This is a genomic window from Chryseobacterium sp. JV274 (genome assembly GCF_903969135.1).
Lineage (GTDB): Bacteria > Bacteroidota > Bacteroidia > Flavobacteriales > Weeksellaceae > Chryseobacterium.
Genome location: NZ_LR824569.1, coordinates 1,902,027 through 1,921,226 on the forward strand (window position 1 = coordinate 1,902,027; position 19,200 = coordinate 1,921,226).

The following is a 19,200-nucleotide window of genomic DNA, read 5'->3' on the forward strand; positions in this document are numbered from 1 at the left end:
AATAAAGACCCAATATCATATCCTGCAAAAATTTATCTCTGATAATCAATAGGTAAACTTTTGAATATATTCTGTTCTTTTGGCATCTGAAATCCCTAATACCTGCTGAATATAGACATCTATGGAGCCATACTTTTTATCAATCTCCCCAAAAGCAGCATCAAGGTATCTTTTTTCTACCCAGCTCAGATTTTCAAGCACCTGCAAATCCATCTTCGGATAGATGAAATGTAAGCGATTGGCAAGGCGAAGTCTCTTCTCAACCATCTCTTTCCTGTAGTTGTTGGATAGAAGATATTCATTATAAATAGTCTCTTTATCAAATCTCAGAATCGTTAAGATGAGTGCTGTTGTAATTCCTGTTCTATCTTTTCCTGCAGTACAGTGGTACAAAACCGGATCTTCAGATTCCAGGATCTCAGTGATGATTTTCTTTATGGTCTCAGGATTTTCCGTAACATATTCCCGATAGAAATCTATCATTCTCTTATCTGCATCTGAAGCATTCACCTTGCCTTTCAGAACCAGTTTTCTTGCCTGAGCCAGCTGATCTCCTTCATCTTCAAACGCTGAATATTTTTTGTAAACGATTCCTGAAGGCAGCCAATCAGGTTTCTCGGCAATTTCCTTTGAATTTCTAAGATCAATAATCTCTTTGATTCCCAATTTTTCAAAATCATCAAAAGATTTCTTTTTAAGCTTATGAAGATGGGCACTTCGGTAGAACTTTCCTTCTTTTAAGGTTCTTCCATCTACATTTTTAATATTTCCGACAGTTCGGAAGTTCGTTACCTTCTTTATATGAATCACTTTTTCAGTCTCCTTTTTTCCATATTCGGGTGTTTCAAAATGCTGTGTTCTGCATGAGAAAATACTGCATAATGAAATGATGAGAACTGATATTTTGATTAATTTATTCAATAGTTTTTAATACGTTTTGGCTAAAGCCAGTTGATTTATATATTTTTTATTAAATGGGCTAAAGCCCATTTCTATTGGTAGAATAACTACTCGATAAAGATCTTTTTAATAGATCGTGGGATATTCTATTTCGCTGATTCCTACAAATAACAGGACATCTCCTGATTCATATTCTACGGAAACCTCATCTTCAACGGCAAAGTTTCGGGTTCCTATTCTTGAAGTAATGCTTAAAGTTTCATTCGTCAAAGACCAGTTAAGTCCTTTCGTTGTAATATTATTCACTGATGGAAATGGATAGAGAGAAATCATTCTATTTTTCGCTCCTTTCAATTTAAAATGATTTGGAATAAAGTAATATTCTGAAAACTCATCATAAAATTTAATTTCCATCTGATCTTTGAATGCATAAGCAACGGTAAGGTTTCCAAGAAAATGATCCTGCTCACCTCCACTTCCTCCAAAAACATCAATCTCTGAAAAGCCTTTTTCCAAAATGATTTCCAAAGCTTTGTGAAAATCTGTTTTATCCTGATCCAATGTAAGGATAAATTTTTCCTGATACATATCTTCATCTGATCCGGAATGGGAATCAAAATCACCAGATATAAAATCCAACCTGTCCATTGGGAAACCCATTCTTTTTAAATAGTGAAAAGCACCGTCTGTACAAGCAATCAAGTCATAATGATCAAGATCAGGGAAAGATTGGGGAGCATCTCCGTTGATGAAAAGTAGTGCTTTATCTCTCATTCGGATTCCAGTATTCTTCCGGTTCGTTGTTCAGTTTTGAAACATATCTTGCCAACACAAAAAGATAATCTGAAAGTCTGTTTAAATATTTAATCAATTCAGGACGTACTTCTTCTGATTCATTCAAAAATACCAATGAGCGCTCTGCTCTTCTGCAGATGGTTCTTGCAGCATGTAAAAAAGTGGCAGGCTTTCCACCTCCTGGAAGGATAAAGTATTGAAGCGGCTCTAGTTTATCTTCAAAAGCATCCATCCATTGTTCCAGTTCTTCAATTTCTGTGTCTGAAATAATGATCGGAAGGCGTGATTTTCCGTTGGCCAGCATCAGTTTATCTACTGGTGTAGCAGCCTCAGAACCTACAGTAAACAGATCAAACTGTATTTTCTTCAGCTGTCTCAATACTTCTTCATCTTCAATATGACTTTTTGCAATCCCAATGAATGAATTCAGCTCGTCTATATTTCCATAACTGTCTACTCTGGCACTGGCTTTAGAAACTCTTGTTCCGCCATATAATGCCGTCTGACCTTTATCTCCTGTTTTCGTATAAATTTTCATAGTACTAAAATACTTTTTTTTGCAGAATGTAAAAAGTAAAATGTAGTAATAGCTTCCTATTCTATCTGAAAAATGATAAACTGACACCAGGAATTAATGTCAGTTTATATTTCTATATGTGAATTTTATATCTTTTGAGATTGCTTGTCCTTTTTTAAGTATGACAAAGCAAATGCTAATTCTTTTATTTAGAGATTAAAAAGTATAATTAACATTTAGCTGGAAAGTTGTTCCGTTAAATCCAAACTGATTCACCTCCCAAGGATATTTGAACCTTCCTCCAAGATCTGTTACTACATCTCCTTTGCTGTCTATAACATCCGGATAAATATTAAATAAATTATTTACAATTCCGGAAACTTTAAGGTCTTTCGTTATTTTATATGTTAGAACGATGTCTGTAACTACCTTCCCAGAAAATGTCTGATCTTTGGCAGGATCAGTTGCGTGCTGCCATGCAACAGAACCAAAATAAGTATTATTAAGGTTAAAGTTAAACTTTGAAATATCATAAGAAAGACTAAGAATAGTTTTTGTTTTGGGTCTTGCAGAAGTAATTCTGGATTGTTCTTTTCTATCAAAAAAGTTTTCTGAGTAACCATTTTCAGCCAAAATAGGCGGAACGGCAATATTATCTACTATTTTAGTTTCGTTATAATTGAAAGCAGCAATAACTCCCAATCTTCCTTTGCCTATAGCAGAAGTATAATAATTTGCGACGAAATCTACCCCTTGAGTAACTGTATTTACCGCATTGGTGAAAAACTTCAAAGAGGTTATTTTATTATTGTCTAATATTACCTCCACTGGGTTTGTTATATCCGGACTACCCGGAGCACCGGTTTTATAACCAATATCTCCTGAGAAAAGTACCCGGTCTTTAATTTTTATTCTATAATAATCTGCTGTAATAGTAAGGTTTTTAAACGGTTTTACGGCAAATCCCCCAGTAATGTTAAAAGCTTTTTCAGCATTTAATCTGGCTACACCAAGATCAGATCTTACAATTTGAGAGTCATTATTAAAAGTACCCTGATTAGCTACAGTATTCCCTGTAATTTTGGTTTGAACATTGGAATAATAAATCTGGTGTAATGAAGGTGCCCGAAATCCTGTAGAAACAGATCCTCGGAAAACCAATTTATCATCTAACAGTTTATATCTTGCATTTCCTTTCCAGGAAACATTATTTCCAAAATCACTGAAATTTTCATATCTCACAGTTCCTCCAACTAACAGGTTTTTCGTAATATCCCATTCAGCATTCAGATACGCTCCAATATTCTGACGATTTTTATTGACTTCATTTTGAGGCTGCAATCCTGGAAATGATTCTGCACCACTTCCTATATAAGATGCTTCCTCACCTGCCTTCGCCTGATAGTTTTCATTACGCACTTCTGCTCCAGCTCCTAAAACAAGCGCACCAAAATCCCGGTTGATGTCTATGTTTCCTATAATATTACTAAACTGATGACCTCCTGCTCTAAAACGGGTTGGTGAATTGGCTCCCAAAGATGTATTAATGGTATTTGCTACAGCATAATCTACGGCATTAGAGCCAAAGGTTGCACTCCCATCAAAATTCCATTTTCCAAACATGCCTTTCCACCCGGAGGTTAAGTTATAATCGTAAACATCTGTTTTAAATTGCGGTTGAAATCCATTGTAAGGTTGTCCTTGTGGAGTTAATAAACCAAAATCTGAAGCTACCCAATAGGGAGTTCTGTACAAAGCAAAACTAGTCCCACTTCTGTAAGTTGTACCCCCAAAAGCATAAAATTTGCCTGTTTCACCTGTTGGCAACTCAAAATTGACAAACATATTGCCCACTTTTGTTTCCGGCTGCCCTATAATCATTCCCAGACCAGGATTAGCTTGCGTCCAGGCATTATCTACACCAAAAAGGTCATCTTTTGTAACAGTACCTGCACGGTTGGTTTTATTTTGGGAAGAATATCCGAATGTAAGATTCAGACTTCCATTTTTTGCAACCTTGATTCCTGTATTAAAATCTGCTCCGATATTAAAGCCATCTCCTTCTGATGTAATACCTGAAAAAAGATTGACCGTACTTTTTCCAACACTGTTCTTAAGGATAATATTGATTACTCCTGCAATAGCATCAGAACCATATTGTGCAGATGCACCATCCCTCAATACCTCTACATTTTGTAATGCTGCTGAAGGAATACTTTTAAGATCTGTACCTACCTCACCTTTTCCCGGTGTATCATTTACATAAATTAAAGCACTTTGATTTTTTCTTTTACCATTTACCAAAACCAATGTTCTGGAAGGTCCTAATCCTCTTAAATCTGCCGGATCAAAATGAGCCGTTGCATCAGAAACGGTTTGCTGTGACGAATTAAAAGATGGAACAGCATAGGTTAAAGCTTTATCAAAAGTAATTTGCCCTGTGGATTTTAATTGTACAGCAGAAATATTATCAATAGGAATTGCTGAGGTAATGATGGTTCTGGGCTTAGTTCTACCCGTTGTAACCACAACTTCATCTATTTTATTTTGTTTTATGCTGTCCTGAGCATATCCCATTGCACCAGCTCCACTTAATACCAGTGCACAAATTTTCTTATTAAACAATTCCTTTTTCATATCAATTGACAATTATTTAATAAATCTAGTGAAAATATTAATATTAAATACAAAAATAAATCATATGATATGAATAATACTCCATAACCTCACAAATAGTATTTATTTATAAAAACAATAATAAACTTACAAACATCAGTAATTTATTAATAATATGAAAAGAAATGCAGTAGTAATTTCCTAATTCTGTCTGAAAAAGTGATTAACTTACACCGGGGAATAAATATGATTTCATTCTTTCTTATAAGTGGTTTTCGTAGCTTGAGATTACTTCACCTATTGACTGCATATAAAAAATGGCCGTTAAAACGGCCATATCCAAATTATTTATTTACCTCTACGTATTGTATGATGGTCTGATTTTTTGGGTTGTAGATAATTGTACTACTGTTGGGAAACCTTTTCAATTTATAATATTGAATGTTTTTATCGGATTTTATATCTTCCAGAATACTTGTATCAAGGGTATTATCAGGAAGAAATTTTGATAAAAGACTTATTTTATCAATGATGTTTTGTCCATCAATCTTACGGGCTGTCTTTTCTGATTTGCTTTCATCAGAAGTAGGCTGGCCTTCTAAAAACGGGAGCAATGCGGCAATGTCTGCTTTGTATTTAAAAATGTAACCTTCAGATCTTCCCGGGATTTTAATTTTTTTCCCTTTTTCTTCAGAAACTATAGAAGCTCCCGTACCAGGAAAAACGGTATTAAACTTAACATCTTCGGAATTGGTTATCGTATTTATTGATTCATTGATTGTTTTCTTCACTGTTTCTTCTACAGCCTGCTGTGCCTTTTGCTGCACAGTTTCTGTTGTTTTTTGAACCGTCTGGTCAATTTTTTCCTCAATCTTATTGCATGATACTAATAAAAATGCGGTGACAACAGGCAAAATATACTTCTTCATAATTCTAATAGCGATTTTTGTTATTAATATCCTTCCTTCTAACGGAAAAGTAGGTCCGGATATTTTAGCAAAGAAAAAAATATTTTTTCAATATCAAAAACCCTACTGACAAACTGTTGTCATAACCCTGTCTTACCTTTGTATCAATAACAAACAAAAACAAAACATTATGACAACTACAGCAACAGCCACTAAACAATTCATGACTTCTGAACAGTTATTAAACGACTGGCAAGGACATAGAAATCTAACGAGAAGAGTTATTGAATCTTTTCCAGAAAAAGAACTATTCGAATTTTCTGTAGGTGGAATGAGACCGTTTGCAAAACTGGCAGTAGAGCTGATTGGCATTGGCGGACCTGCTTTAAAAGGAATTGTTGAAGGAAGCATGGAAGCATACAACGAGGAAGCCTTTAATCCGAAAACAAAAGAAGAAATTTTAAAGAAGTGGGATGAAGAAACAGAAGTAATCAACCATTATTTTAATATGATTTCTGAAGAGCGTTTCCAGGAAACTTTCAATTTATTTGGAGAATATGAATTCCCTGTATATCAGAACATTCTTTATTTTGTAGACAATGAAGTTCACCACCGCGGACAAGGATATGTTTATCTGAGAGCTTTGGGAATTGAACCACCTTTCTTCTGGGAAAGATTTTAATTTTAATAAAAGTAAAGAGGTAAAATTGCAAAAAGGCGGAAATCCTGAGAATACATCTGCAATGTCATTTAATTAGTGATTTTCCTCCATCTCAACAACTTATATCATTTTTTGCAACAAAACAAATTTAGCTTTTTTGCGATTTTGCCCTTGGCTTATTAACCATTTCATTTATTTGCCTCAATTAAGTCTTTAAACCTCAACAATTACTCTGTTGAGGTTTTATTGGTGTCTTTCTGTCATTTTTACAAGCAGCTCATTCAATCTGGTGCGAAGACTTTCCGGTTCCAGAACGGTGGCATAGTCTGCAAAAGTAACGAGCCAGCGGGGAAATCCGTCACTGATCCATTCTGTTTCAAAAGTGAGTTCTACCCCCTGTTCAGTTTCCACTTCTTCTATCAGTCCATAATATTTTTTGGAATTCACCAGATGAGACATTATCTTTTTGTCAACCAAAAGTTTGGCTCTGACTTTATTTCCGTTTGATTTTTTCCGGTAATCATTTACCTGCCCATATTCCTGCAAAAAGGGATTCAAGGTTTTTGAAATTTCTAAAATCCTGTCTATCCGAAACTGTCTGAAATCTTTTCTCAAAGTACAGAATGCCATGATGTACCAAAAATTAAACTCAAAGAACATCCCGACAGTTTCAATTGTTCTGTTGTCTACCCTACCATCTACCGTCTGATATCTTATATTCAATTGGGTTTTGTCTGCGATGCTTTCTAAAATAATTGGAATCACATTTTTAAGAGAATCTCCGGAATCGGTATGAAAACTAAAAACATCAATCTGTTTTTCAATATTCTGAATGAGGTTTTTATCAGAATTCCGCAATACTGACCGTACCTTTTCCATGGCTGCCTGATAATGGCTTCCCAAACTTTGGTGGGAAAATTTCTGCATTAGCTTTTCGGCGGTTATAAAACTTAAGACCTCTTCTTTGGTAAACATAATGGGAGGAAGTTTGTATCCGTCCATCAAAGAATAGCCGTTTCCTGCTTCACCTACAATAGGAATACCTGCATTTTCCAGGGTTTTTACATCACGGTAAATGGTTCTGATACTTACATCGAACTTTTCAGCCAGATCCTGCGCCCGAACTACAGGTTTAGACTGTAATTGGGTAAGGATAGCGGTTACCCGATCGAGTTTTTTAAGATAGTGATCATTCATTATGTAACAAAGCTAAAATTCTTTTTCGAGGTATGTCTTATAAATGGGACTGCTTTTTTTATTAATTTTATTTTTCACAAAACAGTTTCTTTTTTATGCTTCACACTCATTTTGTTCAGTCTATTGAAAAAGTTTTAAAACCGGAACAGGCAGTGATAGACGGGCTTGTTACCCATATGGAATCCAAAACTTACAGAAAAGGAGATTTTTTGTTAAAAGCTGATGAAACCTGCCGGTATTTTTATTTTATTGAAAAGGGACTTGTAAAACTATTTTTTGACAATGGTGATAAAGATTTTATCATGACTTTTTTTGCAGAAAATGCTTTTTTCGCTGAGCTGAGCGGTTTTCTTACCGGACAGCCGTCAAAATACATGATCGTTGCCCTGGAACCTACTGAAGTCCTCCGTATACACAGAGATGTTATTGAAGGATTGTGTAAAAAATATCACACAGCAGAAACACTTTTCAGCAAATTGTATTCAAAAGCTCCGGTCAATATGATGGGAAGGATCAGTGAAATGCTGGAAGATGACGGAAAAAAACGCTATCACAATTTCATGAAGCAAAGACCTGATCTTATCCAGCGCATCAGTCTTGGTGATCTGGCAGATTATATCGGAATCACTCAGGTTTCTTTAAGCAGAATAAGAGCACAGAAGTTTTAGAGAAAAGGAAGCTGGAGGCTGGAAGTGGGAAGCTATTGTAGACTGAATATATATCATCTACATAATAGTAACTTCCAGTATCCAGCTTCTATCCTCCAGCTTTTAAAATCTTTCCTTATAAAATTTATCATTTGTAAAAAAATTCAGGAAAATACAGTTCTACATTTGTCACATAATTAATCAAAAAACAAATATTATGTCACAAAGAATCAACGCATTTGCGATCGGAAACAAGGCTGTAAATGCACTTCACACCATGGGATTTCAGGTACAGAATTCATCACTGGACAATTCATTTCTTGAACTGATGTATTTCCGGGTTTCACAAATGAACGGATGTGCTTTTTGCCTGGATATGCATTCTAAAGAATTAAGAGCAAAAGGTGAAACAGAACAGAGAATATTTCTCGTAAGTGCCTGGAGAGAGTGTTCATTTTATACCGATAAGGAAAAGGCAGGACTGCTATGGGCTGAAACTTTAACGGCTTTAAATGGCAAGGAAGTGAATGATGATATTTATTCAAAGGTAAGTCATTACTATTCTGAAACTGAAATAGTGGATTTAACAATGGCCGTTATTGCCATCAACAGCTACAACAGAATTAATATTGCTTTCGGAGCAGATGTAGGGACTTATCAGGTTCCTGAAAAAGCGCATTAGACAATTGTTATTAAAAATAAAAACTCAGCGGGCAAGCTGAGTTTTTTTATTTAATTTTCTTTAAAAGTATTCACCAGTTTATCGAGATTCAGACTGCGGGCTGATGCATCAAAGATCTCACGGTAAGTACCTTCTTTACTGTAAAGTTCATCATGAGTTCCATTTTCCACTACTCTTCCTTTTTTCATCACGTAAATGATATCGGAATCCAGAATCTGCGACAGGGAATGGGAAATGATAACCACGGTTCTTCCTTCTTTTATTGCATCCAAAGAATTCTTGATCTGTTCGGTGGCGATGGCATCAAGACTTGCTGTAGGTTCATCCAGAAAGATAATCGGGGGATTTTTAAGAAACAACCTGGCAATGGCAATCCTCTGCTGCTGTCCTCCGGAAAGCTGAGTAGCATCATGCTGGTATTGATCCGGAAGATCCATGATCTGTTCATGCAGATAAGCTTTCTTTCCAGCTTCCTGAATTTCTTCAAAACCTGCATTCATATCTCCATAGCGGATATTATCTTCTATACTTCCCTGAAAGATATGGTTTCTCTGAAGTACCAATCCAAGATCACTTCTCAGAAAAGTATTATCAAATTCATTAAGATTTACTCCGTCAAGAAGAATCTCTCCGGAATCCGGAAAATAAAATTTACACAAAAGATTAATCACCGTTGATTTTCCCGCACCGCTCAATCCTACTAAAGCTGTCGTTTTTCCGTTTTCAATTTTCATGGAAACATCATGTAAGGCTTTTGTTCCGTTGGGATAAGTAAAATCAACATTTTTCAATTCAAAAGTTCCTTTGATTTCTTTTTCCACAAAGGTTCCATTCGATTCGGTTTCGTTGTCTGCATTCAGGATATCAAAGTAGCCTTCAGCGTAGATCATGGCATCATTCATATCATCATAAATCCTGTGCAGCTGGCGGATAGGCGCAGAGACATTATTGAAAAGCATAATATGAAGCATGATCGCACCGATAGTCATTTGCTGATCAAGAACAAGATAAACGGTTAAAAGAATGATTAAAACTACTCCGAACTGCTCAATAAACGTTTTTAAACCATCATAAATAAAGTTGGTTCTTCTTGTGATCATCTGGCTTTCCATCAGTTCCATCTGAAGATCGTATTGTTTTTTTCCTTCAAACTTTTCACGGACAAAACTTTTAATGACCATAATGGAATTGATCAGATTCAGAAGTCCGGATGTCTTTTTTTCTCTCTGATTTCTAAGCTGGCGGCGCACTCCTCCAAGCTTTTTGGCCTGCAGAGAACTGATATAAAAATAAATCGGAACAATGATAGTTGAAACAAGTCCTACGTACACATTCTGCATATACATAATGATCAGCGCAATAATAGCGTTGGAAAAAAGCGGCAGAATATCAATAAAAAAATTCTGTACCAGTCTGGTTAAACTTTCTATACCACGGTCTATTCTGATCTGTAATTTTCCGGATTCATGGTTTTCATCATTAAAATAAGCAACTCTATAGGTTAAAATTTTATCAATGGCTGACTGAGCCAACACAGAACTTACATTGATCCTGATCTTTTCTCCATAAAATTTCTGTCCGAAATTGATAAAAATATTCAGCAGTTCTTTTCCCAGCAAAATAATTGAAATGATGATAAGAATATGAATACCCTCTGTCATCGGATGTGGAAGATGGGTTAGCTTGGTGACTTCATCTACTGTATATTTCAAAACAATAGGGTTTACCTGTGCTGCGAGGGCTCCCAGAAAAGTAAGAAACAGGGTTCCGTAAATCATTAATCGGTAAGGTCTGATAAAGGGGACAAGCTGTTTATAAATTCCGAACAAGGTGACTGTTCTGTTAAAAGGTTTAGCCATAGAAATCATTTTTAAATGAAAAACGTACCGCTTTCAAAAGAAAAAGGTACGTTTTATTATCATGTTCAGCAAATAAATGCTTTATATTTTATCCTTCAAATAGATAAGTTGTAAGGTAATGCAGTTCTTTTCTGCCAGCTTCTTTAGATTCCGCTTCTGCCTGCTCTAGAGAATATTGAGAATTGATTTCTTTTTTCTGGAAAACAAATGAGTTGTTGGCATTTTTATCTACCACATCATTAAAGATATGTTCAATTTCAGAGTTTGCTAATGAAGCAAAGCTGATGTCTTCAAAACCATACATCAGTCTCAGATCATCAAACTGTCTGAAGTTTTCATCTACAAATCCCTGTAACTGTGCTTTTGAATCAAAGTTTCCTGCCCAGATATTGTAAGCATATTTTTTCTTTTTAGGTTTATCCAAAATACTCTGATACACGAAGTTTTCACCAAGATATGCCTCTCTTACCTGCGGATCATTCGCAAGGTCTTCCGGAAGTCCTTCTTTCAGGATTTTTCCTTCAAACATAATATAGGTTTTGTTGGTAATGGCCAACGTCTGCTGTACGTTGTGATCGGTAATCAGAATTCCAATATTTTTATCTACAAGACTTCTTACAATCTTCTGGATATCTTCAACGGCAATAGGGTCTACTCCCGCGAAAGGCTCATCCAAAAGAATAAAATTCGGGCTTGTAGCCAAACAGCGTGCGATTTCGGTTCTACGTCTCTCTCCTCCGGAAAGAAGATCTCCTCTGTTTTTACGGACATGCTGTAAAGAAAATTCTTCGATCAGTTCATCACATTTGATCTGCTGTTCACGCTTTGAAAGCTTGGTCAGCTGCAATACTCCCATAATATTTTCCTCTACAGACAATTTTCTGAAAACGGAAGCTTCCTGAGCAAGATATCCGATTCCCTTTTGGGCTCTTCGGTACATGGCATCCGTAGTAATCTCCTGTTTATCCAGGAAAATCTTTCCTGAAGTGGGCTTAACCAACCCTACGATCATATAAAACGATGTGGTTTTTCCTGCTCCGTTCGGACCCAGCAAACCAACAATTTCTCCCTGTTGAACCTGTACAGAAACGCCTTTTACAACTTTTTTAGGACCGTATTCCTTGATTAAGTTTTCTCCTCGTAAAATCATAGGGCAAATATATCAAAAATATAAACTTCACTTATATGTTAATATCAACTTGTTTATTTAAATATAAACTTGTTCACTTCCAAATCATTGTAACTTTTAACCATTTTAAACTACTTATCGTAAAACATCTCAATCAATTACAATCATTAAGAAATGGAAAATTACGGTTACACAAAAACAGAAAATGTACAAAACCAGCAAAACAGCGTCCCTTATCATTCGGAAAAGAAAATTCCTGCGGCATTATTGGGAATTCTTGTAGGCTGGCTGGCTTTAAATAAATTTTATCTTGGCTATACGAAAGAGGGAATCATTCAGCTGGTTCTGAATGTTGTTACTTTAGGAGCAGCTTCTGTCATTCCTTTTATTGAAGGTATTTTGTATCTTTTTATGAGTGATAAACAGTTTGATGATACCTACGTCTATGGGAAAAAAGGTTGGTTATAAAATAATAAACCACTCACCTGTCTGAAAATAAAATAGGCTGTTCTTATCTGAACAGCCTATTATTTTTTATTGAAATGATTAATCAGGTGGACAAGCTAAATGATTAATTGTACATGGATGCCAGATTCCCTTGCACCATGTTCCGCAATTTGGATCATCAATGATCACTTCTCCTCCTTTGATTTCCTTCAATTGATTTCTTTCAATCTTTTTAAGATTTCTCATAAATAAATTCTTTTGATGTTTTAATTATTTTCGTTTCTCGAAATTAGCTTTACTCAAAAGTATATTTTTTATGTACTCGAAAGTCTTCAATTCAGACCATTAACCTAACATTAACGTTGGTGTCCGGATCACGATTTTCTAACTGTTATTTATTCAAAAGGATAGCAGCTTCTTTTGCAAAATAAGTAAAGATCATGTCTGCTCCTGCTCTTTTGAAACAAGTCAGGCTTTCAATGATCGTTCTGTCATTATCCAGCCAGCCGTTCTGTGCTGCCGCTTTTACCATTGCATATTCCCCGCTTACATTGTATACTGCGATCGGAAGATCAATGGCTTCACGTACTTTGGAAACAATATCCAGATAAGGAAGTCCCGGTTTGATCATGATAACATCCGCTCCTTCGTCAATATCTTTAAATACTTCATTCAATGCTTCACGTGTATTGTGGAAGTCCATCTGATATGTTTTTTTATCTTTCGGAATTTCCATATCATCTTTCGGAGCGCTGTCTAAAGCACTTCTGAAAGGTCCATAGAAAGAACTTGCATATTTGGCAGCATAGCTCACAATTCCTACATCTGTAAATCCGCTTTGTTCCAATGCCTCACGAATGACCTGTACTCTTCCATCCATCATATCACTTGGTGCCACAAGATCTGCTCCTGCTTCAGCGTGGGATACTGACATTCTTGCCAGTGCATCGTTGGTAGCATCATTGATCACTTTTCCGTTTTCAATAATTCCGTCGTGTCCATAAATTGAATAAGGATCCAGCGCTACATCCGGCATAATGATCATTCCCGGAACGGCATCTTTAATTGCTTTGATTGTACGCTGCATCAGTCCGTCATTGTTCCAGGCTTCTTTTCCTGTATTGTCTTTCAGATGTTCTGACACTTTCATGTACAAATTGACAGCTTTTACTCCCAAAGAAAATAATTCCTTACATTCCTTCACGGTTAAATCTATACTCCGCCTAAAAATCCCCGGCATAGACGGGATTGCCTCCTGCTTGTTTTTGCCCTCCATTACGAAGATCGGCATTACAAAATCATCAGTTGTAAGCACATTTTCTCTTACCAAACTTCTGATAGATTCATTAACTCTAAGTCTTCTATTTCTTGAATGTATCATTTTGGAATACTTTTTGAATAAGTTTCTACAAATTTAATATAAGTTCTACAAAAAACTATTGTATGAAATTATAGAATTTATTACATTTGTTATATATATTCGAGAAATTATAAATTTGATGAAAAAACTTTTACTTTTATTTCTATTTGTAGGCACTTTTGTTGGATTTTCCAACAATTTAAAAGCTCAGCTTAGAGAGCCGAGTTCCATCACTCAGAAAGCGGATGATGGGGTGTTGCTTGCTTATCCAAATCCTGCAAAGGATTTCCTTATCATTAAGGCAAAAGATTCTTCTTTAAGAATCAAAAGTGTGACTTTTTATTCTATTTTGGGTATGCAGGTCGCTAATTATACAGTGAATATGAATTCCGGTGAGATTAATATTGAAAAATTGAAACCCGGAAAGTATATGATCCGTTATATTTTAAGTGACAACACGCAGAAAGTTACTCAAATCGTGAAACAATAAATTACAATCCTGATAATCATCAGGATTTTTTCTTTTACATTAATTCTGTTTTAATATTTCCGTAACTTTCGGAATCTTTTTATACTAATTGTAAAAAGAATAATTTTAATGCTAAAAGCTGAACATATTAAAAAGACCTACAATGCCGGAAAAAAGGTCGCCCTGGATGATTTCAGCATCCATGTTCCAAAAGGTAGTATTTACGGCCTTTTAGGTCCCAACGGAGCCGGAAAAACTTCTTTTATCCGTATCATTAATCAAATTACTCAGGCAGATTCCGGAGATATCTTCATCAACGGACAAAAACTGAGCCCGGATCATATTAAAGACATCGGCTATATGCCCGAAGAAAGAGGATTGTATAAAAACATGAGTGTTGGCGATCAGATCCTATATTTCGGGGAACTGAAAGGAATGAGTAAGAACGATGCTCTGAATGAAGCCAAAAAATGGTTTGAAAAACTGAACATCGATCAATGGTGGAAGAAAAAACTTTCTGAACTTTCTAAAGGGATGGCACAAAAGATCCAGTTTGTAGTAACCGTTCTTCACAGACCTCATCTTTTGATTCTTGATGAACCTTTTTCAGGTTTTGATCCCGTAAATGCCAACTTAATCAAAGATCAGATCATTGATCTTAAAAATAACGGAACAACTATCATTCTTTCTACCCACAGAATGGAAAGTGTGGAGGAAATGTGTGATTATGTTGCTTTGATCAACAATTCTAAAAAAATCATTGACGGAAGGGTTTTTGACGTAAGAGAAAAATTCAAGAAGAATATTTTTGGGGTTACACTTTCTGAAGTCAGCAACGATCAGTTTGACCATTTCAAGAGTAAGTATGACATCTTCAATTTATCGAATGAAAATAATCTTGTTTCCTTTGACCTGAAAAATGAAGAGAGTCAAAATAATGTTCTTCTTGATCTAGTACAAGTGGGCAAAGTGAGATCATTTGATGAAAGAATACCTAGCATGAATGAAGTGTTTATTAATGCTGTAAGTAACCATCCTTAATTTATGAATAATATTTTTTTAATTACCAAGAGAGAATTTCTTACACAGGTTAAGAAAAAATCCTTCATCATATTAACGCTGCTTGCCCCCATAATGATTATTGCTTTCGGAGCTGTAGTAGGATTAATGTTTAAGGCTAATGAGTCACACAGCATTATAGAAGTGGTTGATAAGAGCGGATTGTTTATGAATCAGCTGAAATCTAATGATAAATTAAATTACGTTTTTGTTTCTGCCGCAGATGAAAAATCAAAGATTAACAATTTAAAAGGAAATGAATCCCTGGATGGTATTCTGATTCTTCCGGAATTGAAAAATCAGAATTTCGATGCGCTTGAAAAAGAGACAAGACTGGTAATCAACAGTAAAATAGGATTCGACACAAAGCAGCAAATTGTTTCTGATATCAGCAATGTTGTTAAAAAAGAAAAAATCAAACAGCTGGGCATTCAGGAGACTCAGTTAATTGATCTTGATAAAAGCTTCACATTAAAGACCATTAATGTAACGGATAATAATAAAGAGGATTCTGATCTTGCCTTCGGGGTTAAATCCGGGCTGAGCATGATCCTGATGTATGTTACCTTTATGTTTATCATTATTTATGGGGTAAGGGTAATGCGAAGTGTACTTGAGGAAAAGAACAACCGTGTTGTGGAGATTATTATTTCTTCCGTAAAACCTTTTGAACTGATGATGGGGAAGATTCTGGGGGTAACCATGGTTGCACTGACTCAGTTTCTGATCTGGATCACAATGTCTGTCATCGGAGCATTAGTTCTGAATACAGGCTTCTCACCTCTTCAGAAAAATATCCCGGGTGGAAATAATGAGATTGCGAGTAAACTGGATGTGGGGCAGCTTGCTACCCAGATTTCTCACAGTTTGCTGGAACTTAATTTCCCACTGATCATTTTTGTATTCATCGTTTTCTTCCTTCTAGGATATATTTTTTACAGTTCTATTTATGCAGCAATCGGTTCTGCAGTAGATAACGAAACAGAGACACAGCAATTTACTTTATTTGCAATTTTACCCTTAACCTTGGGGATGTATGGAAGTTTTACTTTGATGAACAATCCTGATGGGCCATTAGGCTTCTGGCTGTCAATCATTCCGTTTACTTCACCGGTTGCGATGATTGCAAGAATCCCATTTGGAGTTCCTGCATGGCAGATTGCATTGTCTATTGCATTATTATTGGTAACAACTGTTTTTATGATCTTCCTGGCCGGAAAAATCTATCGTGTAGGTATTTTGATGTACGGTAATAAAGCTACTTTAAAAGAGCTTTGGAAGTGGATTAAAGGATAATCACCAAAAGGCTGAAAAATAAAGATTACAGATCAATCTGTTTATAATTTATAATAAAAAAATCCCGGAAACTAAGTTTCCGGGATTTTTTATATTCTGAGATATTCTATTTGAATATATAGCTTAAGGTAAGTGCAATTACCTGTTCTGATTTTTTCTTATCACTTCCTCCTTTTTCTTTTACAAGACCAGGGTAAGTATCAGAAAGTCCTAAATCATATTTTAAAGCTACTTCGAGTTGTCTCTTATAGCTATATCCTACGCCTAGTCCAAGTCCCCAGTTAAAGCTTTTTGCTTTTCCGTCTACTCCTGGTTGTGTAGGATCAGTAACGTCCGGATCATAATAAGGTCTTCCTACAGGAGGATTCTTTACGTCCTGACTTACTAAAAAGTTAAATCTAGGTCCAATCAATCCAAAGAATTCTGATTCAGCTTCTGAAAAGTATCCTTTGAAATAAAGTGGTACACTCAGATAGTTATTTGCATATACTGCATCGTAACCATCTTTTCCTTTAGCATCTTTATCTTTTCCGGTTTCTCCTGCACCATAGTACAGAACTTCGGGTTGGATAAAGAATTGGTTTGCCTTCCCTACGGGGATCAAAGCCAAAGCTCCACCTTGGAAGGTATATCTTGGGCCAGAGGGATTGTGGGCATTTGCTACTCTTGAGTAGTTTAAACCTGCAGTAAGACCGAATCTTGTATTATTCCATTGCACCTGTGCAAAAGATAATGCAGACAGCGTCAAAGCTGAGGCTAATAAAAGTTTTTTCATATGGTGTGGTTTTATATTATCCTAGAATTTTTGCTACAGTAGCACCAATGTCAGCAGGAGAATCTACAACGTTGATACCGTTTTCTCTCATGATTTCCATTTTAGCCTGAGCTGTATCTTCATCACCACCTACGATAGCACCTGCGTGCCCCATAGTTCTTCCTTTTGGAGCAGTTTGTCCAGCGATGAATCCTACAACCGGTTTAGTAGACCCGCTTGCTTTGTACCATCTTGCAGCTTCAGCTTCAAGACCTCCACCGATTTCACCGATCATTACAACAGCTTCAGTTTCAGGATCGTTGATGAATAATTCTAATGCCTCTCTTGTCGTTGTTCCAATAATTGGGTCACCACCGATACCGATAGCAGTAGAAATACCGTAACCTGCTCTTACTACCTGGTCAGCAGCTTCGTAAGTAAGGGTACCTGATTTTGAAACGATACCTACTTTACCTTTTTTGAAAACGAAACCTGGCATAATACCAATTTTAGCTTCTTCAGAAGTAATGATTCCAGGGCAGTTTGGTCCGATTAATCTGCAGTCTCTGTCAGCAATATAAGATTTTACTTTTACCATATCAGCTACAGGAATACCTTCAGTAATACATACAATCACTTTGATACCTGCTTCAGCAGCTTCCATGATAGCATCTGCTGCAAATGCCGGTGGTACGAAAATAATACTTACGTTTGCTCCTGCTTTTTCAACAGCATCAGCCACTGTATTAAATACCGGTTTTCCCAAGTGCTCGCTACCTCCTTTTCCTGGAGTAACACCACCTACTACATTTGTTCCGTATTCAATCATCTGACCAGCGTGGAAAGTTCCTTCGTTCCCTGTAAATCCTTGTACAATTACTTTAGAATCTTTGTTTACTAAAATTGACATTTTATTGTTGTTTTAATTTATTTATTATTTTATTAATGCTCACAAATTTACTTAAATTTCTTTGATTTTGGATAAAACCTTTGGAATAGTTTATTTGAGATTTCTCAGCTTTACTTCTTTTTTCAGATAAGTTTTGAAATCTTCTGCAAACATCCCAATATAGGTACCTTTTTCAAGATCTCTGTTTACTCCGGTTTTTCCTAAAATTACAGATCCTGCCTCAATTTTATTACCGGAAGCAATGCCTACCTGTCCCCATAATGTCACCTCATCTCCAATGATGCAGCATCCAGCAATTCCTACCTGAGACGCAATAAGACATTTTTTCCCGATAACGGTATCATGTCCTATCTGAATCTGGTTATCCAGAACAGAACCTTCTCCAATGAGGGTAGAATCCGTAACCCCTCTGTCAATGGTACAGCCATTTCCGATCTCCACATTGTTTTCGATGATAACATTTCCTACAGAAATCAGACGGTCAAAATTTCCATCTAATTTTCTGTAATAAAACGCATCACCTCCTAAAACTGTGTTGGACTGGATAACAACATTATCCCCGATTTCGGTACGGTCTCCTATCACAACATTTGGGAAGATAAGGGTATTTTTTCCGATTTTCACATTGTTCCCGATTACTGCAGAATGGTGGATTTTTGTGCCTTCTCCTATTTCAACATCGTGAAGTTCTTCTGTGAAATTATAGATTCTGGTAAAATGAGTATTGATTTTATTAAAGTCTCTGAAAGGATCATCAGAAACCAAAAGCGCTTTGCCTTCCGGGCACTCTACTTCTTTATCAATTAAAATAATAGTGGCTGCAGAGTTTAGTGCTTTGTCATAATATTTAGGGTGGTTCACAAAAACGATATCACCTGGCTTTACCATATGAATTTCATTGGTTCCCAATACTTCAAAGTCTTCTGGCCCAACAAATGCTGAGCCTATTAAATCTGCAATCGTTTTAAGCTTTTGCGGAGAATGGAATCTCATA

At 36.0% G+C, this 19,200-nt stretch carries 19 protein-coding genes and 1 pseudogene; 7 read left to right on the forward strand and 13 right to left on the reverse strand.

The window, feature by feature from the left end; genetic code table 11:
• Positions 1–45: 45 nt before the first annotated feature.
• From CHRYMOREF3P_RS08805 to CHRYMOREF3P_RS08825, 5 genes are all read right to left on the reverse strand, one after another.
• Complete coding sequence (locus CHRYMOREF3P_RS08805; RefSeq protein WP_180564420.1) at positions 46–921, reverse strand: tyrosine-protein phosphatase; 876 nt, start codon at positions 919–921, stop codon at positions 46–48.
• Between the two features lie 105 nt (positions 922–1,026).
• Entirely contained in the window at positions 1,027–1,674 is a 648-nt protein-coding gene (locus CHRYMOREF3P_RS08810; RefSeq protein ID WP_077419266.1) for a thiamine diphosphokinase, read from the reverse strand.
• Complete coding sequence (locus CHRYMOREF3P_RS08815) at positions 1,664–2,233, reverse strand: cob(I)yrinic acid a,c-diamide adenosyltransferase (RefSeq protein WP_180564421.1); 570 nt, start codon at positions 2,231–2,233, stop codon at positions 1,664–1,666. The genes CHRYMOREF3P_RS08810 and CHRYMOREF3P_RS08815 overlap by 11 nt, the downstream gene beginning before the upstream one ends.
• A 195-nt stretch (positions 2,234–2,428) precedes the next feature.
• Complete coding sequence (locus tag CHRYMOREF3P_RS08820; RefSeq protein WP_180564422.1) at positions 2,429–4,849, reverse strand: TonB-dependent receptor plug domain-containing protein; 2,421 nt, start codon at positions 4,847–4,849, stop codon at positions 2,429–2,431.
• 323 nt (positions 4,850–5,172) lie between these two features.
• On the reverse strand, positions 5,173–5,757 hold the full coding sequence (locus CHRYMOREF3P_RS08825) for a hypothetical protein (protein WP_077419263.1): 585 nt from the start codon (positions 5,755–5,757) through the stop codon (positions 5,173–5,175).
• A 169-nt stretch (positions 5,758–5,926) separates the two neighbouring features.
• Between CHRYMOREF3P_RS08825 and CHRYMOREF3P_RS08830 the strand changes: the two genes are divergently transcribed.
• Complete coding sequence (locus CHRYMOREF3P_RS08830) at positions 5,927–6,418, forward strand: DinB family protein (RefSeq protein ID WP_047387000.1); 492 nt, start codon at positions 5,927–5,929, stop codon at positions 6,416–6,418.
• Positions 6,419–6,640: 222 nt separating this feature from the next.
• Here CHRYMOREF3P_RS08830 and CHRYMOREF3P_RS08835 read toward each other — a convergent pair whose 3' ends face one another.
• Positions 6,641–7,594 (reverse strand): helix-turn-helix transcriptional regulator, encoded by a 954-nt coding sequence (locus tag CHRYMOREF3P_RS08835; protein ID WP_180564423.1) that lies wholly within the window; start codon positions 7,592–7,594, stop codon positions 6,641–6,643.
• 95 nt (positions 7,595–7,689) lie between these two features.
• Here CHRYMOREF3P_RS08835 and CHRYMOREF3P_RS08840 point away from each other — a divergent pair, with 95 nt between their 5' ends.
• Together CHRYMOREF3P_RS08840 and CHRYMOREF3P_RS08845 are read left to right on the forward strand one after the other, a co-directional pair.
• Entirely contained in the window at positions 7,690–8,262 is a 573-nt protein-coding gene (locus CHRYMOREF3P_RS08840; protein WP_180564424.1) for a Crp/Fnr family transcriptional regulator, read from the forward strand.
• A 196-nt stretch (positions 8,263–8,458) separates the two neighbouring features.
• Positions 8,459–8,923: a carboxymuconolactone decarboxylase family protein gene (locus CHRYMOREF3P_RS08845; protein WP_077419260.1), complete on the forward strand. Its 465-nt coding sequence runs from the start codon at positions 8,459–8,461 to the stop codon at positions 8,921–8,923.
• A 50-nt stretch (positions 8,924–8,973) separates the two neighbouring features.
• On the opposite strand, the gene CHRYMOREF3P_RS08850 is transcribed toward CHRYMOREF3P_RS08845, so the two are convergent.
• Together CHRYMOREF3P_RS08850 and lptB are read right to left on the reverse strand one after the other, a co-directional pair.
• Positions 8,974–10,701 (reverse strand): ABC transporter ATP-binding protein, encoded by a 1,728-nt coding sequence (locus CHRYMOREF3P_RS08850; RefSeq protein WP_180565761.1) that lies wholly within the window; start codon positions 10,699–10,701, stop codon positions 8,974–8,976.
• A gap of 505 nt (positions 10,702–11,206) precedes the next feature.
• Positions 11,207–11,932 (reverse strand): annotated as a pseudogene (gene lptB / locus CHRYMOREF3P_RS08855) (LPS export ABC transporter ATP-binding protein); the annotation flags it as partial.
• A gap of 153 nt (positions 11,933–12,085) precedes the next feature.
• On the opposite strand from lptB, the gene CHRYMOREF3P_RS08860 reads away from it, so the two are divergent.
• Positions 12,086–12,379, forward strand: a complete 294-nt coding sequence (locus CHRYMOREF3P_RS08860) for a TM2 domain-containing protein (protein WP_077419258.1) — start codon at positions 12,086–12,088, stop codon at positions 12,377–12,379.
• A gap of 78 nt (positions 12,380–12,457) precedes the next feature.
• Here CHRYMOREF3P_RS08860 and CHRYMOREF3P_RS08865 read toward each other — a convergent pair whose 3' ends face one another.
• Positions 12,458–12,604 carry a bacteriocin-like protein gene (locus CHRYMOREF3P_RS08865; RefSeq protein WP_156118482.1) on the reverse strand — a complete coding sequence of 49 codons (147 nt, stop codon included), beginning with the start codon at positions 12,602–12,604 and terminating at the stop codon, positions 12,458–12,460.
• A gap of 145 nt (positions 12,605–12,749) precedes the next feature.
• Complete coding sequence (hemB, locus tag CHRYMOREF3P_RS08870; RefSeq protein ID WP_180564425.1) at positions 12,750–13,739, reverse strand: porphobilinogen synthase; 990 nt, start codon at positions 13,737–13,739, stop codon at positions 12,750–12,752.
• A gap of 118 nt (positions 13,740–13,857) precedes the next feature.
• On the opposite strand from hemB, the gene CHRYMOREF3P_RS08875 reads away from it, so the two are divergent.
• The 3 genes from CHRYMOREF3P_RS08875 to CHRYMOREF3P_RS08885 all read left to right on the forward strand — a co-directional run bounded on the left by CHRYMOREF3P_RS08875 (position 13,858) and on the right by CHRYMOREF3P_RS08885 (position 16,542).
• Entirely contained in the window at positions 13,858–14,208 is a 351-nt protein-coding gene (locus tag CHRYMOREF3P_RS08875) for a T9SS type A sorting domain-containing protein (RefSeq protein ID WP_047378731.1), read from the forward strand.
• Between the two features lie 108 nt (positions 14,209–14,316).
• A complete protein-coding gene (locus tag CHRYMOREF3P_RS08880) occupies positions 14,317–15,228 on the forward strand; it encodes an ABC transporter ATP-binding protein (RefSeq protein ID WP_077419256.1) in 912 nt (303 codons plus the stop codon).
• 3 nt (positions 15,229–15,231) lie between these two features.
• Positions 15,232–16,542, forward strand: coding sequence for an ABC transporter permease (locus CHRYMOREF3P_RS08885; RefSeq protein WP_077419255.1), 1,311 nt, complete (start codon positions 15,232–15,234; stop codon positions 16,540–16,542).
• A gap of 106 nt (positions 16,543–16,648) precedes the next feature.
• Here CHRYMOREF3P_RS08885 and CHRYMOREF3P_RS08890 read toward each other — a convergent pair whose 3' ends face one another.
• From CHRYMOREF3P_RS08890 to CHRYMOREF3P_RS08900, 3 genes are all read right to left on the reverse strand, one after another.
• Positions 16,649–17,317 (reverse strand): porin family protein, encoded by a 669-nt coding sequence (locus tag CHRYMOREF3P_RS08890; RefSeq protein WP_077419254.1) that lies wholly within the window; start codon positions 17,315–17,317, stop codon positions 16,649–16,651.
• Between the two features lie 16 nt (positions 17,318–17,333).
• Entirely contained in the window at positions 17,334–18,206 is an 873-nt protein-coding gene (gene sucD / locus CHRYMOREF3P_RS08895; protein ID WP_077419253.1) for a succinate--CoA ligase subunit alpha, read from the reverse strand.
• A 90-nt stretch (positions 18,207–18,296) separates the two neighbouring features.
• On the reverse strand, positions 18,297–19,199 hold the full coding sequence (locus CHRYMOREF3P_RS08900; protein WP_077419252.1) for an LpxD N-terminal domain-containing protein: 903 nt from the start codon (positions 19,197–19,199) through the stop codon (positions 18,297–18,299).
• Position 19,200: the final 1 nt, after the last annotated feature.